Genomic DNA, 17,523 nt, shown 5'->3' with positions numbered 1-17,523 from the left:
CGACACTTGTGCGGTCCAATCGCCGCACGTGCCTCGGCGTGTTCGCCGGTCGCGGTATCGGTTGTCGTCACAGCACCCTCCTCCCGCGGCCGTCACCCGGCACCGCGACCTCGGTCACGCCACTGGAATGCCCGTACGCGGCGGGCACGGATTGGATCATTCGGCCGTTGCCGGAATAGATTCCGACCTGGGCGGGGCCGCGCGGGCCGAATGAGCTGAAGACCAGATCACCGGGTTGCAGCTTGCTCAGCGGTACTTCGGCGCCCGCCTCCCACTGCTGTTCGGCGGTCCGCGGCAAGGTCACCGCGCCCGACGAGGCCGCGAACACCGCGGCCGACGTGAGGCCGGGACCGTCCATTCCGCCGCCGCTCGGCCCCTGCGGGCCACCGCCACCCCAGACGTACGGCGTGCCGAGCCATTGCTGCGCCGCCTGGACGACCTGAATGCCGCCCGCCCCCTCCTGCGGGGTGAAGCGGCCATTGGAACCCTGCGCGCGGTATTGCGGTTCCATCGCAAGGATATTCGCGACGTACGGCTGGGTTTCGGCGTAGTGCGCGGCCACCTGGTTCGGCATACCGCCGGAGGCGAGTACCGCGCCCTCGCCGGCGTTGTAGGCGGCCAGGGTCAGTGCCACGACATCGCCCTGCACGCGCCCCTGGGACTCCCACGCCGTGATCTTGTGCGCGAGCGCGCACATATAACGGCCCTGACCGATGATCGCGTCGCCGTCGTCCCATACGCTCGCGACGCCATTGCCGTCGGCATCGATGACATAGGGCTGACCGTCGTCGGGATCGATACTGGCCGCGGTGCCGGGCAGGAACTGGGCCAGACCCTGCGCGCCCGCGGGAGAGGACGCGCTGCGCCGGAATCCGGACTCCTGCCTGCCCTGTGCGGCCAGCAGCGACGGGGTGATCTGCGGGCAGATGGAACCCGCACGGCGATACCAGATCTCGAGTTCCTGCGGCACCTTGCCCGCGGCCAGCGCACCACCCGCGGTGCCGAAGCCGCGGCTACAGCGCGGGTCGGTCGAGAAGGCCTGCGCGCCACCGACATCCGGGGTCGGTGCGCCGTCGAGCCAGGGCAGCGGGTCGATCTGCCGACCACCGGTGAAGCGTCCGCCCGGCACGATCTCGAAATGGAGGTGCGGACCGCTGGATTCACCCGCCGAGCCGACCTGCGCGATGGGCTGACCAGCGACGACGGTATCGCCGACGTGCACATGCACGCCGCTGTCCCACATATGGCCGTACACCGCGGAATACGCGCGGCCGTTGGTGTCGACGGAATCGACGACGATCCAGTTGCCGAAACCCGAAGCGGGACCGGCCGCTACGACGCGTCCATCGGACACCGAGTAGATGGTGGTGCCGTCGGTCGCGGCGAAGTCGACGCCCTTATGGGTGCCGCCGCGCGCGCCGAATACGTCCGACACGGTGAAGGTGCCTGCGGCCAGCGGCAGCGTCCGGCGGATCGGGCCGACGCCCGCGGCCAGCGACGGCGCACCGGTGGCGGTCGAATGGGCTTGGGTGGCAGTCGGATTGCCGGTCGTGCTCATAGGAGTCGGGGTGCCCGCGACGCGGGAATTACCCGGCGCGTATCCGCCGAGCGGCGCCAGCATGGTCGATGATACGAGCACCGAAGTGCCCTCGCAGGCGTCGTCCACGGCGGGCATCACGATGACGACCACCAATGTCATCAGCCCGAGTACGCTCGCCAGCGCCACGTAGAGGAGGGTCCGCCCGGTCACCGCATCCCCGGCAGCGCCGAACGACCGCGGACCGAACCCATCACGTTTGCCGCCGAGATTCGTTGAGGGTGTCGGCCAGGGTGCGGTTCATCTCCGCGGCGGCGGCCAATTGTTGCTGTAACAGTGCGACTTTGCGGCGCAGCGCCGTCGCGTCCAGGCGCTCGAGACTCGGTCCCTCGGCGGCGCGCACCCAGTTGCGCACCGAGTTGGTATGCACGCCGATCTGCTCGGCGACCACCCGGCAGGCCTCCGACTCGCTGCGTAGTTTGCCGGTAAGTGCGATGACCTGCTCGACCGCGGCCTTGCGCACTTCCGGCGACACTCTCCGATAGGACCGGTGCGGCATCATGCGCCCCACCTCCCACAGCCATCCGCCGGTCTCGACAACGGTGCAAGAAGCCCCCTCATGCGGCACTCCCACTGGGGGAATCGCCACCACGCGAAGTCGACTCGGTGAACTCGGAGAAGCGCTGGTTGGTTTCGTGGATCCCACTCTCCTTCTCGGACAAGGTGAATTCCATATGGAACGGGATGCCGGGGCGGCGATCCTCACCGATCTTCAGCAGGAATTTGCCGGTACCCGGCGGCGACGGGCGCAGCTGACCAGGTTTGAGTGCCTCGCCCGTCAGCGCTTGCGGCGCGGACCATCCGGTCACCATCTCCTCCTCGGCGGATGTGAACGGAACCACACTGTCCAAGCGCTTGATCTCCTCGCCGGGCAGCGCGCCGAATATCTTGGCGCGCGCGCGTTCGAGGAAGCCCAGCGCCTTCGCGATGGCGGCTTCCGATCCCAGTGCTTGCAGGTCCTTGATGGTGTGGCTGATCATGATCAGCGCGGTGGCGATGGTGCGCTGCAGACGGGTCAGCTCATCGACTCGGTCGACCATGAAGTCGCCGAGGCCGAGCACCTGCCACAGCTCGTCCATCACCACCTGGAAATAGCGCTGCGGGCCGAGTTTCGCGTCGGCGAGCACATGCGCGGCCTCCACCGATGCGAAACCGTCGGCCCAGCAGGCCAGCATCACCGCGGCCTTGAGCTTTTTGTCCCCGGTGGGGATATGGGATACGTCGATGCAGACCGCGACCGCGCTGGTATCGATCGGAACGGTGGTCTGCCCGTTGAAGATCGCGCCGAACGGGCCCTGGGTCAGGGCGCGCAGCGAGCGGCGCAGGCCCTTGATGGCGACCTGGTATTCGTTCGGATCGTCGGCACCGGCGTCGAGCTGCAATTCGTCACCGCCGGCGACGATCACCTCGAGCAGGTTCTCCATGATGGGCGGTTGGTCGGGCGTATAGCCGCTGCCCGGTCGGTAGAGGATGCGCAGTGCGGTGGCGATCAGCGTCTCTTCGTAGTCGCGCACCCGCGCGCCGCGTACGAGTTCGACCAGACCGGCGATGAGCGTGACCTGGCGGGCGCGCAGATCCTGCAGCACCTGAAGTTGCAGTGCCGGAAACTCGTCCAGCATCGGCACGACCGAACCGAGCACACCGGCGGCGAGCGGATTGAGCTTGCCGTGGCCGTAACCGAGGTCGATCACCTGGCCACCGACCAGTTCGACCAACTTGCGGTAGTCCGGTTTCACATCGGCCAGGATCAGCGGGGTGATGCCCTGCGCGATACCGCCGAGCACGATCCGGCGCACCAGCGAGGACTTACCGAAACCGTTGAGCCCCAGGACGAAAAGGCTGGGCGCGGTGATGAAGCTGCCGCGCAGGAACCAGTTCATCGGGTCGAAGCAGACCGGGGCGCCGGTATGCAGATGCGAACCGAGCGGGGTGCCGATCAACGGCGCACCCGCGCCGACCGACCAAGGCCAGAGACCCGCCACCTGGGCGGTGGTGGCCCGGTATTCGACCGGGCGGCCCACGACGTTCATCCGGCCGCCGCCGGGACCCATATAGCCGCGATCGGTGAGTTGGGCTGTGCTGCGGTCGAATCCGTCTTCGAAGACCTGTTCGGCACGCGCCGCGTAATTGCGGCGGCGGATATCGTCGGTGCGGACCCGGAAGGTCGCGAAGGCCGCCCGCAGGCCGGTGCCCTCACGGCTGATCTGCTCGAGTTTGGCCCTGGTCGCATCGTCGAGCAGCGGCGGACCGGACTGTTTGCGCTTGTCCGACCTCGCCTTTGCGCGACGGGCGGCCTTGTCCATCTGCGGGGTGCCCATGGCGCGGTCCGCGGTGTAGTCGATCTTGGCCGCGCGCTGCGCCTCGCGGCTCGTCCGCGATCCATTGCGTTCCGGTCGTGCCACGCGTTCCCCCCGTGCCGGTCGTTGCGGTGCGCCATCGCGCGGGCGAGCGGTCCGGGCGCCGTCGGGACGTCCGCGCTCCGTCGAAGTCCGTTCACCGCGGCCGTTTTCGGACCTGACGCGGCCACGGTCCGGATGCGGCCGATCGGCACGGCCACCGTCCGCGGCTGCGGAGCCGGGCCGCGCCCGTCGCTCGGCCGCATCGCGCGACGGTCGCCGCTCCCGATCGGACGTTTCGCCGATGCCGGTCCGCTCGCCGCCACTCACCCCCGCCGGGCCTCGCGCGGCCCGCCGATCCCGGTCGGGCATCTCCTCGATGCCCGAGCGCTCGACCCGGCCCCCGGTGGGCCGCTGAGCGCGTTCGTCCGCGGGCCGCTCCCATGCCGCGTCCTCGGGACGCCGCCTGCGCCGCACCGGCGCCTCGTCCCGTTCGCGCACGGGTGGCTCGTACTCACGTGCCATGTAATGCTCACCCCGCCAAGGCTTTCGGAATTGTCGCGTGTTCCGGCAGGATCACCCCGCAACCGAGCGAGGCCGCGAAGGCCGCCGCCTGGTAGCGGTAGCACCGCCGGATCTTCAACCGCGCCTGCGTGGACAGGTCGCGGGTAATGGCTTCGATGCGCGGCAGATCACCGCGCAGCGGCTCGGTGATGGTCACCAGCGCACCGAAGCGGGTCACACCGTGACCCCGGGCTTGTTCCTCACGGGCCTGCTGGGTGGCGCCCACCCGCAGGGTCGCGGCCGCCGAGACGACACCGCGTTCACTCTGCTGGGCCACCAGCGCGTTCTTGAAATCGTCGTCGACGATTTCGGCGGCGTCGGCGGCCGAATGCGGACGGTACACGATGGCGATGCGCTTGCGCGGCACTTCGGGATTCGGCGCGAGCAGCCGTTGCAGCACTCGCTCGTCCACCGCACCCTCGGGTGCCGCGTCCATCTCCCAGGTGACCGAACGGCCACCGTCGTGCACCAGATGATCCCACTTCTCGTCGTGTGAAACCGGTCCGGCATCGGCCCAATCCAGCCCGTGCCCTTCGGGTTCGCCCGCGGCGACCTCGAGATCGGCCTGCGAGGCAGGATCATAGCTGCGCCGGATGAACGAGATGACCTCATCGGCCGACATCGGCTGAGCGCGCACACCCGCCTCGGCCAGCGCGGCACAGATTCCGGGGAGTCTGCGCCCGATCTCGACGGCCTCCTCGGCCGGATTCTTGCGGCGCTCGGCGGTGGTCGCCTTGAAGGTGATCGCAACGCGCGGCAGCAGCTGCACCCGTTCCTGCGGCAACTCGGTGGCGAGTTCGTACATCACCTGCTGCGCCAGCTCCGGCGCTTCCGGGCGGGTGATGGTGGAGACCTCGGTGAGCAGCCGGTTACCCGTCTCGGGCACGGTATCGATCACCGGGACGACAGCGACGATGTCACTGGTCTGGCCGACCGAGGCGAGAAACGTACCCCAGGCCGAGACCCAGCGATCGATGACCGGCTGGTCCACGGCCTCGTGCCCCTGCGGCCAAGCCCGCAAAACCACTGTGTACTGGGCGAATTGCGGTAGGTGGATCATGCCGAAGCTGTAGCCGCCCGCGTCGATGCCCTCGTAGAGCTTCGAGGGCGCGAGCAGACCGGGTAGCCGCGTGACACCGCCCGGAATCCGCGAGAACCGGCCGCCGCGATACACGTGCTCACCGCGGTTGCGGGAGCGCATCCAGTTGAACATCATCAATCCGTTCTCGTATCCGGAGCGGCCCCCTGTCCGCCACACCAGTGGAACCATCACGACAACGCCGGTGCCGCCCACGATCAGACCCCATTTGAAGCCACCGACCATGGCGCAGATCAGGGCCGTGATCACGACGACGAAGCCGATGACGGTCTCTTCCCAGCGCAGACCGAAAAGGCCTGCGCTGCGCGGCTTCTGCCACAGCCCGTACGAGCGGCGCTCGTAGGTATCGCTCGTCGTCATCGTCATCGCGGAATGGTGCTCCTCCCGAGGTCGGGCGAACGGTTCGCCCAGCGGTCGCCCGCCACATCACCCATGGCTTCATCGGCTCGGTTCAGCGGCGCGGTCGCCGCGCGGGCCACGCCGATCGCACCCGCCGCCCGCGACGCACCGGACGGTACTCCCGCCCCGCCCTGCGGGACGGAGGCGCGCGGAGGTGCTCCGCCGCCACCACCGCCGCCGCGTGGCGGGGCCGGGCGCGGCGCGCCACCGCCGCCGCGCGGACCGCCCGCACCGCCCGGTGGACGCGGACCAGTGGAGGTACCACCGACATAACCCGCCGACCCGGGTGCGGCACCCTTGACCGAGACGGCCTTGGTACCCATCGCACCCAAAGCACCCACCGCGAGCAAGGTTCCGCCTGTCGCGGTGAGACCGGAACCACCGCTGCCCACGATCGCGACCGCCGGCGTGACCAACCGCATCAGCGCGGGCAGCACGAACGCGACACTGCACAGCAGCACGATGGCGACCAACATCCGTTGCGCTTGTTCGCCTTCGGGCAGTCCGCCGGTATCGGTCAGCGAATCCACATGGCCCGCGGTGGTGAACGCGATCATGTAGACGATGGCAGCCACCGGCTTCCAGAGCATGAACGCGATGATCCAGCCGATCAGCTTCTGATACGACTGTTTGCCGATATTCATCCCGGATGCGGCCGCGGCCAATGGCAGCACACCCGCCGCGATGATCAGCAGCCCCTGACGCACGATGGCGAGCACGATCTGTGCCAGCGAACCGAGCAGTCCGACAATCGCGATGATCAACACCAGACCCGGCGAAAATGCCTGCAGCTTACTGGTTTTCACCATCAGCTCGGCCAGATCCTTGGCATTGCCGTTGGTCGAATCATTGATGATCCACTCGGAGAAGCGATCCGAGGCCTGAGTGCCCGCGACGATGACGGCGCCGAGCATCCAGGAACTGAAAACCACCCGCGTGAACATGCGGAACGATTCGGCCGCCTCATTCATGACGGCGCCGCGTCTGGCCTCGGCCAATCTGGCGCCGGACAATATTACCGAGGCTATGAGCAGCAATATCTGCGCTTGATAGGTGTAGTCGTTGATCTTGACGAACAACGAACCCGAATCGCTGGCCGCCTCGTTGGGGACCTTCATCCAGAAGGTCAACGCCAGGATGATGGCCTCACCGAGACCGTTCATCAGCGAATCGACGACCTTGCCGAAGGTCGAATCCCAGGCCTTGTCCTTGACCGCGTTCGCGGCGCTGCCCGGGTGCGAGGCGGCATTGCCCGCCTTGCACGCGGCCGACGCGGCGTCACCGAGCGAGAACCCGGGCAGACCGACATTGTCGAGCGTGTCGTGCAATTCGTTGCACGTATCGTCGAATCCGTAGGTCTGACCGTACGCCACCGTCGGTGTCGCGATCATGACAGTGAAGATGACCGCGAGGATCGTGACAACGCGCCTCACCATTTTGTCCACCCATCGATCGAGTCGATCGTCTCGAGCGGCTGTGCATCACTCGTGGACGACTTGAGTTTCCAACCACCATCGCGCCAGAGCACATTCAGTCTCATGGCTACCCAGCTGCGCCCGCCGTGCAGGAAATCACGGGTCTTGCGGGCGATACGTACCACAGCGAAATCGTCACCATAGCTTTCGATTCGGAATGCATCGGAGGCGAACAACAACGGTTTGATGTTGTCGGGCAGTTCATTCGGGATCTTGCCGTCGGCGATCTTTCGGTCGCGATCGGCCTGCTCCTGGTCCGACAGGATCACCAGCTGCTGCCACAGGGCCCGATCGGTCGGACGTGCCACGGTGCGCCAGTAGATCTGCTCGGCCGCGAGCGCGGCGCCCTGCGGGGTCCGAGTGAATCCGATCGGTATGTCGTTGTCGATGCGGGTCGGGCCGTCGGTCGTCGAGAACGGGATCACCGGGCCGCTGTACACCCGCTGCCAACCACCCTGCTGACCTGTGCCCCCCGGAGCGCCGGACAGCCAGTCGGCGTCGGCGGGCTGACGCGGCGTGACGGACTCCGAAAGCGGCTGTCCGGCAGGATTGTTCGGAACATCGAAACGATGGCCGAACGAATCCACGTCGGAGCCGCTGAACCCGGCGGCCCCAGCGGTGGCGGAGGCACCGACAGGGACACCGCCCGAACTCGTGCTGGTCCTCGATACCTGATCACCCCCGGCGGCATTGTCTCGCATCGCGACCACGGTCACCGCGACTGCGACGACCACGGCAAGCACCGCGCCGACGCCCAGCATCGCGAGTGGCGAACGTTTGCCTGCCGGACCGGATCCGGGTCCCGTCGTCACCATTTGGTCCACCCGTTCAACGACTCGACATATTCGGTCTGCGGGTTGTTCGATGTTGCCGGTTTCAGCCGCCAGTCGCCCGCGTCCCAGATCATCACCAATCGCAGGGCCGCCCACAGTTGCTTGCCATCGACCACCTGACCACGGGTGGCCAGCTGGATGATCGCCAGATCGTCCGCATAGTTCTCGACCTTGAACGCGTCCGAGGCGACGAAATACTTGGTCACCTTCTCCGGCTGCTGCTGCGGGAGTTTGTCCTGGGACAGGGCCTTGTCGTAGGCGGCGATCTGCTGGGCCGAGACGCGGACCTGGCGGACGTAGAGGTCGCGGTCGGCGGGGCGGGCGTTGAGGCGGTAGGTGATCTGGGCGGCCGCGAGCACCGCGCCCTGCGGGGTGTGCGAATACCCGACGGCCAGACCGTCTTCGATGTAGGTCGGTCCGTCAGAGGTGGAGAACGGGACCGACGCGCCGTAGACCCGCTGCCAACCGTGCGGTGCGGTGGTGCCCTCGGGTGCCGCGGTCAGCCAGTCCGCGTCCGACGGCCTGCGCTGCCGGGTCGGATCCTGCGGAAGCGGTTGTCCGGCAGGGTTGTTCGGGACGTCGACGCGCCTGCCGAGAATATCCACCTCGGGGGTCGCGAAGCCCTCACCGCCGGAATTGGCTGCGGCGGCGGCCTTGTCGCCACCCGAACCCGAATCGTCCCGGCTCACGTACACGAATACGCCGACGACCACGATGAGCACCAACACGGCAGCGGATGCGATGACACCGAAGGAGACGCGATCGCGCGTGTACGGCTCCTTCTCACTCATGACTCCGCCTCGCCAGCGCTCGGCTTGGTCATGAGCGAAGCACGCTGCGACATGATTCGCTCGCTTTGCTCGCTCATGTCGGCGCCTCCAATTTTACTATGTCCGTGGGCAATTCATCGACCGCCTCGATGGGCCGGGCGGTCGAGTCGGGATCCGGCAGTCGTAATCTCCAGTCGTTGCCGAACCATTCGACAGTGGTGTGGTTCACCGCCTTCGAGTTGTCCGAATATTCGGTATAGACGTCGACAGCGGAAGCCGCATCGGTGTAGCCGGTGATCTTGTATCCGAGCACTCTCGGCGCATATTCGGGCGCCGCCGGACCGGTGATCGCGAGCTGCACCCGGTTGACCGACCACTCGTCTCTGGCCTTGTCCGGCACCACCTCTTGGCGCACGATACCGGCCCATTGACTGTCGGCGGCCACCGACAATCGCACCGTGTGCACGATCGCCGCCAACGCGGCGCCGATCGGCGAATGCTCGAAACCCGTTGCGGCGCCGTCGGATATCTGCTTCGGCCCCTGGTCGGCACTCGGGAGTGCCACGCCTTGGAACGGCTGCCACCGCACATGGGTCGGCGCGGCCGTCAAGTTCGGGCCGGAATCGCCTTCACCCCCGCCGCAGCCGACCGCCGCCAGTAGCAGAGCAGCACCGAACGCACCCGCGGCGGGCTTGCGAATGCCCCGCCGCCACACGCCGGGTTGCTCCCGCACAACTGTGGAAATCATCCCAGGGCCGTCCCCATCCCCGTTCACGTCGGCAGGAACGCCAACGCGATCCCCGAGGCCGTGCTCGCCACAGCCGCCCCGAGCAGACTCATCAATACACCGTGCGAGGCGTCGTTCATCGCCAGGTCGCTCCGGAACGCGATCCACAGGCGGCCCGCGGACACGATCATCCACGCCAGGCACACCAGCAGGACGAACCAGAGCAGCCAGTTCAGCAGCTGCATCAGCGGTTGCAGCACTTCGGCGGGCATCTGCTTGTAAGCAAGCAGTTCCGCCGCCGACATTCGCACGGTAGTCATCGCCGCCATCAGGTTCCGATGACGGCGTTCATGATGGTGCCCGCGCTCGTCGCGACGACGCCGCCGATCATGGCTCCGGCCACCATCTTCGGCGATTCGAGCCCACCACCGGTCCACTTCTCCCACGCGAATTTGCCACCCGCGTAGGTGATTCCGCAAATACCGGAGAGCAACACGAACCAGGTGAGGTAGCGGACCAGCTGCAGAATCTTCTCCGAGCCGGGAGGCGCTTCCGGTGTCGGGTTACCGACCTGAGCCAGCACAGTGCCGTACGTGTCCTGCACGGCAAGGAGAATCATGCTCATCGGCTGCCTTTCTTGGTAGTGGCGGTCAACGGTGGCCCTCGTCGAAAGATGCACTGCTGTCCAGGTTTTCACGCACGACCGCAACGATATCGGCCCCGAGCTCCCGGATCTCGAGCGGAACTTCCTCGAGCGGGTCGATCCTTTTCTTCTTCTGCGGTATCTCGTCGCCCGGGGTCCAGATCGGCAGACTCTCCGGTTCGACGAGGGTCCATTCCTCGTACCACGGGACCTGCCAGACCTGACCGGCCAGGGAGCCGACCACATCGCGGTAGCGGCGGATTTCGGCGGGCATGCGCCCGGGGCGGGCCGCGACGGTGATCAGTCCGAGCACCTCACAGGAGCCGGCGAAACCCGAATGATGTTGGCGCAGAAGATCATGCGCACGAGTGAGTCCAGCAATGGTCTCGCGGGCCACCAAGACGACGAATGGCGATTCGCGGTCGAAGACGCCGGGCCAGCGGCGGCCCGAATCCGCCGCGGGCGCAAGCACACGCGCGAGGCTACTGGCTCCGGCACCGCCGTGCACACCTAGCAGCCACCACAGCGGCGCCCGGCCGACGCCGGGTACGGGACGGTCCCAAATGGGCGCGCGACGGGACTCCGGTGGGGCGACCACACCGGCCTGGGCGGCTTCGGACTGGCGACGAAGTTTCATGGCGGCCGTCATGATGCCACTCCGGCGAGCAGCCGCCCATAAGCCCGGCGCGTCTCCGAAGCCAGCGATGCGTGGCGAACGAGTTCACCGCGCGCCAGATGTGGATCGTAGGGAATCTCCCTGATATCGCGAACCCAGCCGGAAAGGTGCTCGCGCAAATGGTCGGCAACATGTGAGTCCGCGCCGGGGAGCTGGTGTGAGACAACGATCGTGGTATCTCCGACGATGCCGCCGCCCTGTCCCCCGGCCGAATCGCCGAACTGGTCGTCGAGCCATTCCAGGGTCACCCGCAGCCGGTTCGCGGCATCGGCGCGCGCCGGAATGGCAAGTACCAGAGCGACATCCGCGTCGTCCAGCAAGGGTCGCAGCTGCCGTCCGGCAATCGGGTTGCCGCCGTCGTAGACAGCGGTGTACCCGGCGTCATAGATCGCGCGCGCAACTGTGAGATATGTGGCACGCCGACGCAGGGGCGCGGCATCGCGCCAGAGCAGTCCGATACCCGAACTCGCCTGCGACAGACACTCCTTCAACGGCGCCGGTTCATCGTTGCCGCGCCCGTACAACCACGATTGCAGGCTGATCGGATGCAAATGCTCATCGGCCCCGCGCAGCGCCAGATCGCTGCCCGCCGCCGTGGCGTCCACGGCCACCGTCGAGGTGCCCGTCGAGCCGAGTTCACCGGCCAAGCCCAAGGCCGTGGTAGTGGTTCCCGCACCACCGCAGCCACCGACCACCAGAATCGAACGCTGCGCCGGTTCCGCGGATTCACTGTCTCCGCCCTTACGCCGCAGACGCACCACCGGAGCCTTCGAAGGCGCGTGCCGGTCCGACGGATCACCCGCATCGGGCGCTTCGTCGAGCCAGCGGCTCCAGTCGTCTCCCATCGCTATCAGCTCTCCCTATTCATCCGGCCGAGACGCTCGTGATGAGCGTCCGGCCGTCGACCACCACCGTGGTGACGGTCTGCTTGTTGTACGTGGCGGGCGCGCCGCCGGGTCGATACTCGGTGACCTCGACCGAATACCGGTCGTCGGTGATCGTCTGGATCCGCACGCAGTGCGTGGTGCCCAGCGGAATGGTGTCGATGCCGTGCTGGATCACCGCGGCCGAGGAGATATTCGATTCCGGGGCGACCACCGCCCGGACCCGCTCGCCGGAGCGTTCCACGTAGTAGGCGTATTGGAACGCCAGGATCACTTCCGGTCCGGAGTCGGTGCCGCCTGGTTCGGCACTGCGCACGATGCGGTCGCCGCGTTCGGTCGGGCAGTCGGCGATGCCACGGGATTGCACACTGCCCGCGGTGAATTGCATCGAGGGCACGACCGGCGCGGCGGCGCGATCACCGGACGAGCGCAGGAGCAACACCGCGCCCGCGGCGGCCGCGGCCAACAGCAGCACGGCCACGACGAGCACCGCGATCACCCGGGCCCGCCGCGCGGCCGGATGATCGCGCGCCTCTTGGCGCAGTGCGCGCGTCGCGCGCGTCGACCGTTCGCGCGGAACGTGGTCGTGGTCGTCGTCCTCCGGCCACGGGAACTGTACAAGTTCGCCATCGCGCGGACCGATGTAGTCGTCGTCGGGACCGGGGGCGCGTCCGGCCACCCAATCCGACCACCCACCGGTGAACTCGCTGCGACCGGAGGCCAGATCGGCGGGCACCTCGTTGCGTGCGCGCACCTCGTCGGGATCGTCCTCGCGAATGTAGTGCGGAAACCGGGGCGCACCGTCCTCGTCACCGGGATCCCGCAATCCCGGCTCGTCGGGGTTCGGGGCCGCTACCCCCGTCTCCGGCTCCAGCGCGCCGTACCAGCGCGACAGCTGTTTGTACGACTTCAACATTCCCCCATTCCCGCAGAGCGAGGCACATGCATAATCGGACCCTCTCTGCGATCAGTTCGTGGAGAACGGGTAGGTGTTGTTTACGGTGCCGGGTACTACGGTGGGCGGAGTCGACGTCGCGCCGCCGGATGAGGTGCCATCGGCTCCTGTCCCGAACGGAAATTGTCCCGTACCGGACGAATTCGGCGTAGTCGACGCGCCGGAACTTTCTCCGAAGAATCCGGTGGTCGATTTCCTGCTGCCACCGATAGGCACAGCTCCGCTGCCATATTTATCGGCCAGATCGTGTGCCGCCGCGGCGAACCAGTCCGCGACGAATCGGGTGGGCGAATCACCGGTCGCGGTGACCGCCGCGGTGCTGTAGGCGCCGTGGCGCTGCACCGTATCCCAATAGCGCACCCAGGTCGTCACATTGAGCAGTTCGCTGTTATCGGTGATGTTCTGTACAACCGCGTCGAAGGCCTGAGTTACCAGTCGGGCACCGGTCGTGGGCGGCACCAACTGCGGAATCGCGCCCAGCAATTTCGTGCCGAACAGCAGGATTCCGGAGACCGGATCGGTCAAACCCGCGGTGGCCAGTTGGCTGATATGTGCCGAGCTGATGACCGATTCGACCACTGCCACAACCGCGTTCAGTCCGATCATGCCGACCTTCAGCAATGCCCGCAGTGCCGCAGGGATATTCAGCGGTGTGCGCGGATCAGCGGCATCGGCCACGCGCTGCGAAATCGACTTCTGCGGCGAAATCGACAAATTCGCCAGTGAGTTGCCCTGGACATCCTCATTGACGACTTTGGTGGCGGTTTTGATCGACGTGTATGCCAGCGCCTGGGAAATCGACACCAGTGACGCGATCGGGTCGCCACCACTCAACTTGGACTGGCCCGCAATAGACGCCACTGCCTTCAGAATCGGCGCGCCCTCCGGTGCATCGCACGCGAGATCGCCTGCGGCACAGAAACTCGCGACACGCCCGGTGAGCGCGGCGAAATTGGGGGCCTTATCACGTTCCGGCCCGATTCCGCCGCCACTCGCGGGCTGCTGCGGCAGGGCCGCGATGGCTGCGATCCGGTCCCCCGATGTGCCTGGTGCCGGATCCGGCGTCGCCTTGCCCGGTGAGCCGGGAAATAGCGGCGCACCGGGATTGCGGGTCGGATCGGCGAACAAGGCGACCGCGGCGACCTTCTCGGGCGGGATTACGCCATGGCGCTGGCCGACCTCCTGGGCGAACATCGAGGCCACGTGCGCGCCTTGCGAATAGCCTACGATCGCGAACCGGGTCTCGGTGCAGCGGGCCGCGACATCCTGGGCCATCGAGCGCAACCGGAGCAGTCCGCCGATCACCGACTCCGCATACGACACCGTGCCACCGGCGGTCACGCCGCCGAAACCGGATTCGTATGGGACATAGGCACGGTCGACCAGACTGGGATCGGCCTTGGCCAGCATCGGCATGAAGACCGTGGAGAGCATGCCGGTGTCGGTGGTCGGCGCGGCATCCGGTGACGATTCGCCTGTGCCCTGAATTCCCAAGGCGTACAGTGCCGGACACGTACCGATGGCGATGTTCGTCGGCGGGCCTGCGGAATCGGACGGTTCCGCTACGGCGGTCCCTGCGGTCGCCACAGCAACGGCGAATGCGATCAGCATTCCCGAGATCCGTGCCGTGTAGTTCATCATAGCGATCCGCAATCAATTCGTGTTGCCGCAGCTAACCTAAACGCCATGAAACGCAATAGACCGTAACAGATTCCGACTCTTGCTGCGGCTTCGACGAAAAGTTTGCGCGAACCGCCGAGTGCCGCATGACAGTTCACGGCGTGCCATCCTGGATTACCCGACAAGTTTCCGACGGCGGAATTCGCCCTGCAACCGGTCGGCGACCCCGTGGGCATTCGAATCATCAACCTGGACTTCGCATTCCAGCGAACAACGAACCACACGGGCAGGCAACCGCAACTTTCCATGCGGGTACGCCGGCTGTGTCCAGCGAGGTTGACGGGGTGCGGCCTAGGTGGCCGAGGTCACCCGGTAGACGTCGTAGACGCCCTCCACATTGCGAACCACATTCAGCAAGTGGCCGAGGTGTTTCGGATCGCCCATCTCGAAGGTGAACTTGCTGATCGCGACCCGGTCGCCGTGCGTGGCGACCGAGGCGGACAGGATATTCACCTTCTCATCGGCGAGCACCTTGGTCACATCCGACAGCAGTCGGGTGCGGTCGAGTGCCTCGATCTGGATGGCGACCAGGAACACCGAGGACGGCGACGGCGCCCACTCCACATCGATGATGCGCTCGGCCTGTTCGCGCAGGGAACCGGCGTTGGTGCAGTCGGTGCGATGCACGCTGACCGCGCCGCCGCGGGTCACGAAGCCCATGATCTCGTCACCGGGAACCGGGGTGCAGCACTTGGCCAGCTTCGCCACCGTGCCCGACGCGCCGGGGATCAGCACCCCAGCATCACCGGTCACGCGCTGGCGGCTCGGCGTCGTCGACGGGGTGGAACGCTCGGCGAGCTCGTTCTCGACATCACCGATGCCGCCGAGTTGCGCCATCAACCGCTGCACGACGTGGTGCGCGGATACCTGGTGCTCGCCGACGGCGGTGTAGAGGGTGGAGATGTCGGTGTAATGCAGTTCGTGCGCGACGGCGGTCATCGCGTCCACGCTCATCAACCGCTGCAGCGGCAGCCCTACGCGGCGGACCTCCTTGGAGATCTGCTCCTTACCGCTTTCCAGGGCCTCTTCGCGGCGTTCCTTGGCGAACCACTGCCGGATCTTGGCCTTGGCGCGCGGAGAAACCACGAAGTTCTGCCAGTCGCGGCTGGGTCCCGCGTTCTGCGCCTTCGAGGTGAATACCTCGACGACCTCACCATTTTCGAGCTGACGTTCCAGTGCGACCAACCGGCCGTTGACCCGCGCGCCGATGCAGCGGTGCCCGACCTCGGTATGCACGGCGTACGCGAAATCGACCGGAGTCGACTTCTGCGGCAACGTGATCACATCACCCTTCGGGGTGAACACGAAGATCTCCGGCGACTTCAGGTCGAAGCGCAACGACTCCAGGAATTCGGCTGGGTCGGCGGCCTCCCGCTGCCAATCGAGCAGTTGACGCATCCACGCCATATCGTCGACTTCGGTGGAGTCGTTGGAATGCTTGCCGCGGGTCTCCTTGTAGCGCCAGTGCGCGGCGATGCCGAATTCGGCGGTGCGGTGCATGTCCTGAGTGCGGATCTGCACTTCCAGCGGCTTACCGTCGGGCCCGACGACCGTGGTGTGCAGCGACTGGTAGACGCCATAGCGCGGCTGGGCGATGTAGTCCTTGAACCGGCCCGCCATCGGCTGCCACAGCGAATGCACGACACCGACCGCCGCATAGCAGTCGCGCACCTCATCGCACAGGATGCGGATGCCGACAAGGTCATGGATGTCGTCGAAGTCCTTACCCTTGACGATCATCTTCTGGTAGATCGACCAGTAGTGCTTGGGGCGACCCTCGACGATCGCGTTGATCCGCGATGCCGCAAGCGTATTCACGATCTCCGCCCGCACCCTCGCCAGGTAGGTGTCGCGCGAGGGTGCGCGGTCGGCGACCAGGCGCACGATCTCGTCGTACTTCTTCGGGTGCAGAATCGCGAACGCGAGGTCCTCGAGTTCCCATTTGACGGTGGCCATCCCGAGGCGGTGCGCCAGCGGCGCGATCACCTCGAGGGTTTCCTTGGCCTTCTTCGCCTGCTTCTCCGGCGGCAGGAAGCGCATGGTGCGCATGTTGTGCAGGCGGTCGGCCACCTTGATCACCAGCACGCGCGGGTCGCGCGCCATCGCGATGATCATCTTGCGGATGGTCTCGGCCTCGGCGGCGGCGCCCAGGTTGACCTTGTCGAGTTTGGTGACGCCGTCGACCAGATGCGCGACCTCGGCGCCGAAGTCCTCGGTCAACTGCTCGAGCGAGTAGCCGGTGTCCTCCACGGTGTCGTGCAGCAGCGCCGCGACCAGTGTGGTGGTGTCCATGCCGAGTTCGGCGAGGATATTGGCGACCGCGAGCGGGTGGGTGATGTAGGGATCGCCGGACTTGCGGAACTGGTGGGCGTGCCGCTCGTCGGCGACGTCGAAGGCGCGCTGCAACAGCGTGAGATTCGCCTTCGGATACAGCTCGCGGTGCACGCTGGCCAGTGGTTCGAGCACCGGTTTGACCGCCGCGATACCACGCTGGCCGGTCATGCGCCTGGCCAGGCGGGCGCGCACCCGCCGCGAGGCGGAGGTCGGGACCGCGGCCGTGGTCCCGGGCTGACGCGCCGGTGCGGTGCCGCCGTTCAGCTGCGGTTTCGGCGTGGTCACATCCGAGGCGGCCGCACCATTCGACTGCGGGGCACCTGCCGATTGCTCGACATTCGCCTCGCCCAGATGCTGAGTCATGCCACCACCTCTCCACGCCGCGATCGGACCACAGTATCCGACCGCTGCAACCGCCCAGACCACAACTTTAGTCCGCGCGCAGGTCACCTGCCCGATCCGAGGTTGCCGAGTCGGAAATGCCCCGGTTATGCGGGTGAATTGCGGCGCTGGCGATCGTATGCGGCGACAACGAGCGGAGCGTGCGAAAG

The 17,523-nt window shown here is 66.8% G+C and carries 15 protein-coding genes; all 15 read right to left on the bottom strand.

The window, feature by feature from the left end; genetic code table 11:
* Positions 1-67: 67 nt before the first annotated feature.
* Complete coding sequence (locus ACQPZ2_RS17235; protein ID WP_433526466.1) at positions 68-1,750, bottom strand: peptidoglycan DD-metalloendopeptidase family protein; 1,683 nt, start codon at positions 1,748-1,750, stop codon at positions 68-70.
* A gap of 40 nt (positions 1,751-1,790) precedes the next feature.
* Positions 1,791-2,099: a transposase gene (locus tag ACQPZ2_RS17230; RefSeq protein WP_040692310.1), complete on the bottom strand. Its 309-nt coding sequence runs from the start codon at positions 2,097-2,099 to the stop codon at positions 1,791-1,793.
* Positions 2,100-2,154: 55 nt separating this feature from the next.
* Positions 2,155-4,458 carry a hypothetical protein gene (locus tag ACQPZ2_RS17225; protein WP_433526465.1) on the bottom strand — a complete coding sequence of 768 codons (2,304 nt, stop codon included), beginning with the start codon at positions 4,456-4,458 and terminating at the stop codon, positions 2,155-2,157.
* A 7-nt stretch (positions 4,459-4,465) separates the two neighbouring features.
* A complete protein-coding gene (locus tag ACQPZ2_RS17220; protein ID WP_063825095.1) occupies positions 4,466-5,956 on the bottom strand; it encodes an SCO6880 family protein in 1,491 nt (496 codons plus the stop codon).
* A gap of 2 nt (positions 5,957-5,958) precedes the next feature.
* Positions 5,959-7,431 carry a hypothetical protein gene (locus ACQPZ2_RS17215; RefSeq protein WP_433526464.1) on the bottom strand — a complete coding sequence of 491 codons (1,473 nt, stop codon included), beginning with the start codon at positions 7,429-7,431 and terminating at the stop codon, positions 5,959-5,961.
* Positions 7,425-8,285 (bottom strand): hypothetical protein, encoded by an 861-nt coding sequence (locus tag ACQPZ2_RS17210; RefSeq protein ID WP_433526463.1) that lies wholly within the window; start codon positions 8,283-8,285, stop codon positions 7,425-7,427. Before ACQPZ2_RS17210 ends, ACQPZ2_RS17215 begins: the two co-directional genes overlap by 7 nt.
* Positions 8,279-9,094, bottom strand: a complete 816-nt coding sequence (locus ACQPZ2_RS17205) for a hypothetical protein (protein WP_433526462.1) — start codon at positions 9,092-9,094, stop codon at positions 8,279-8,281. Before ACQPZ2_RS17205 ends, ACQPZ2_RS17210 begins: the two co-directional genes overlap by 7 nt.
* 73 nt (positions 9,095-9,167) lie before the next feature.
* Positions 9,168-9,821 (bottom strand): hypothetical protein, encoded by a 654-nt coding sequence (locus ACQPZ2_RS17200; protein WP_433526461.1) that lies wholly within the window; start codon positions 9,819-9,821, stop codon positions 9,168-9,170.
* Between the two features lie 23 nt (positions 9,822-9,844).
* Positions 9,845-10,120 (bottom strand): hypothetical protein, encoded by a 276-nt coding sequence (locus ACQPZ2_RS17195; RefSeq protein WP_245721076.1) that lies wholly within the window; start codon positions 10,118-10,120, stop codon positions 9,845-9,847.
* An 8-nt stretch (positions 10,121-10,128) separates the two neighbouring features.
* The gene (locus ACQPZ2_RS17190) at positions 10,129-10,425 is read right to left on the bottom strand and encodes a hypothetical protein (protein WP_040692318.1); all 297 of its coding nucleotides are present in this window, start codon (positions 10,423-10,425) and stop codon (positions 10,129-10,131) included.
* 25 nt (positions 10,426-10,450) lie between these two features.
* Entirely contained in the window at positions 10,451-11,092 is a 642-nt protein-coding gene (locus ACQPZ2_RS17185) for a hypothetical protein (RefSeq protein ID WP_063043703.1), read from the bottom strand.
* Positions 11,089-11,964: a MinD/ParA family ATP-binding protein gene (locus tag ACQPZ2_RS17180; protein ID WP_433526460.1), complete on the bottom strand. Its 876-nt coding sequence runs from the start codon at positions 11,962-11,964 to the stop codon at positions 11,089-11,091. The genes ACQPZ2_RS17185 and ACQPZ2_RS17180 overlap by 4 nt, the downstream gene beginning before the upstream one ends.
* Before the next feature lie 19 nt (positions 11,965-11,983).
* Positions 11,984-12,919, bottom strand: a complete 936-nt coding sequence (locus ACQPZ2_RS17175; protein WP_433526459.1) for a hypothetical protein — start codon at positions 12,917-12,919, stop codon at positions 11,984-11,986.
* A gap of 51 nt (positions 12,920-12,970) precedes the next feature.
* A complete protein-coding gene (locus ACQPZ2_RS17170; protein WP_433526458.1) occupies positions 12,971-14,599 on the bottom strand; it encodes a cutinase family protein in 1,629 nt (542 codons plus the stop codon).
* A gap of 330 nt (positions 14,600-14,929) precedes the next feature.
* The gene (locus ACQPZ2_RS17165) at positions 14,930-17,335 is read right to left on the bottom strand and encodes a RelA/SpoT family protein (RefSeq protein ID WP_433526457.1); all 2,406 of its coding nucleotides are present in this window, start codon (positions 17,333-17,335) and stop codon (positions 14,930-14,932) included.
* Positions 17,336-17,523: the final 188 nt, after the last annotated feature.

This window comes from Nocardia pseudovaccinii, assembly GCF_050942345.1.
Lineage (GTDB): Bacteria > Actinomycetota > Actinomycetes > Mycobacteriales > Mycobacteriaceae > Nocardia > Nocardia pseudovaccinii.
Note: the sequence above shows the minus strand (reverse complement) of the source record. Positions and strands in the feature narration are given on the sequence as shown.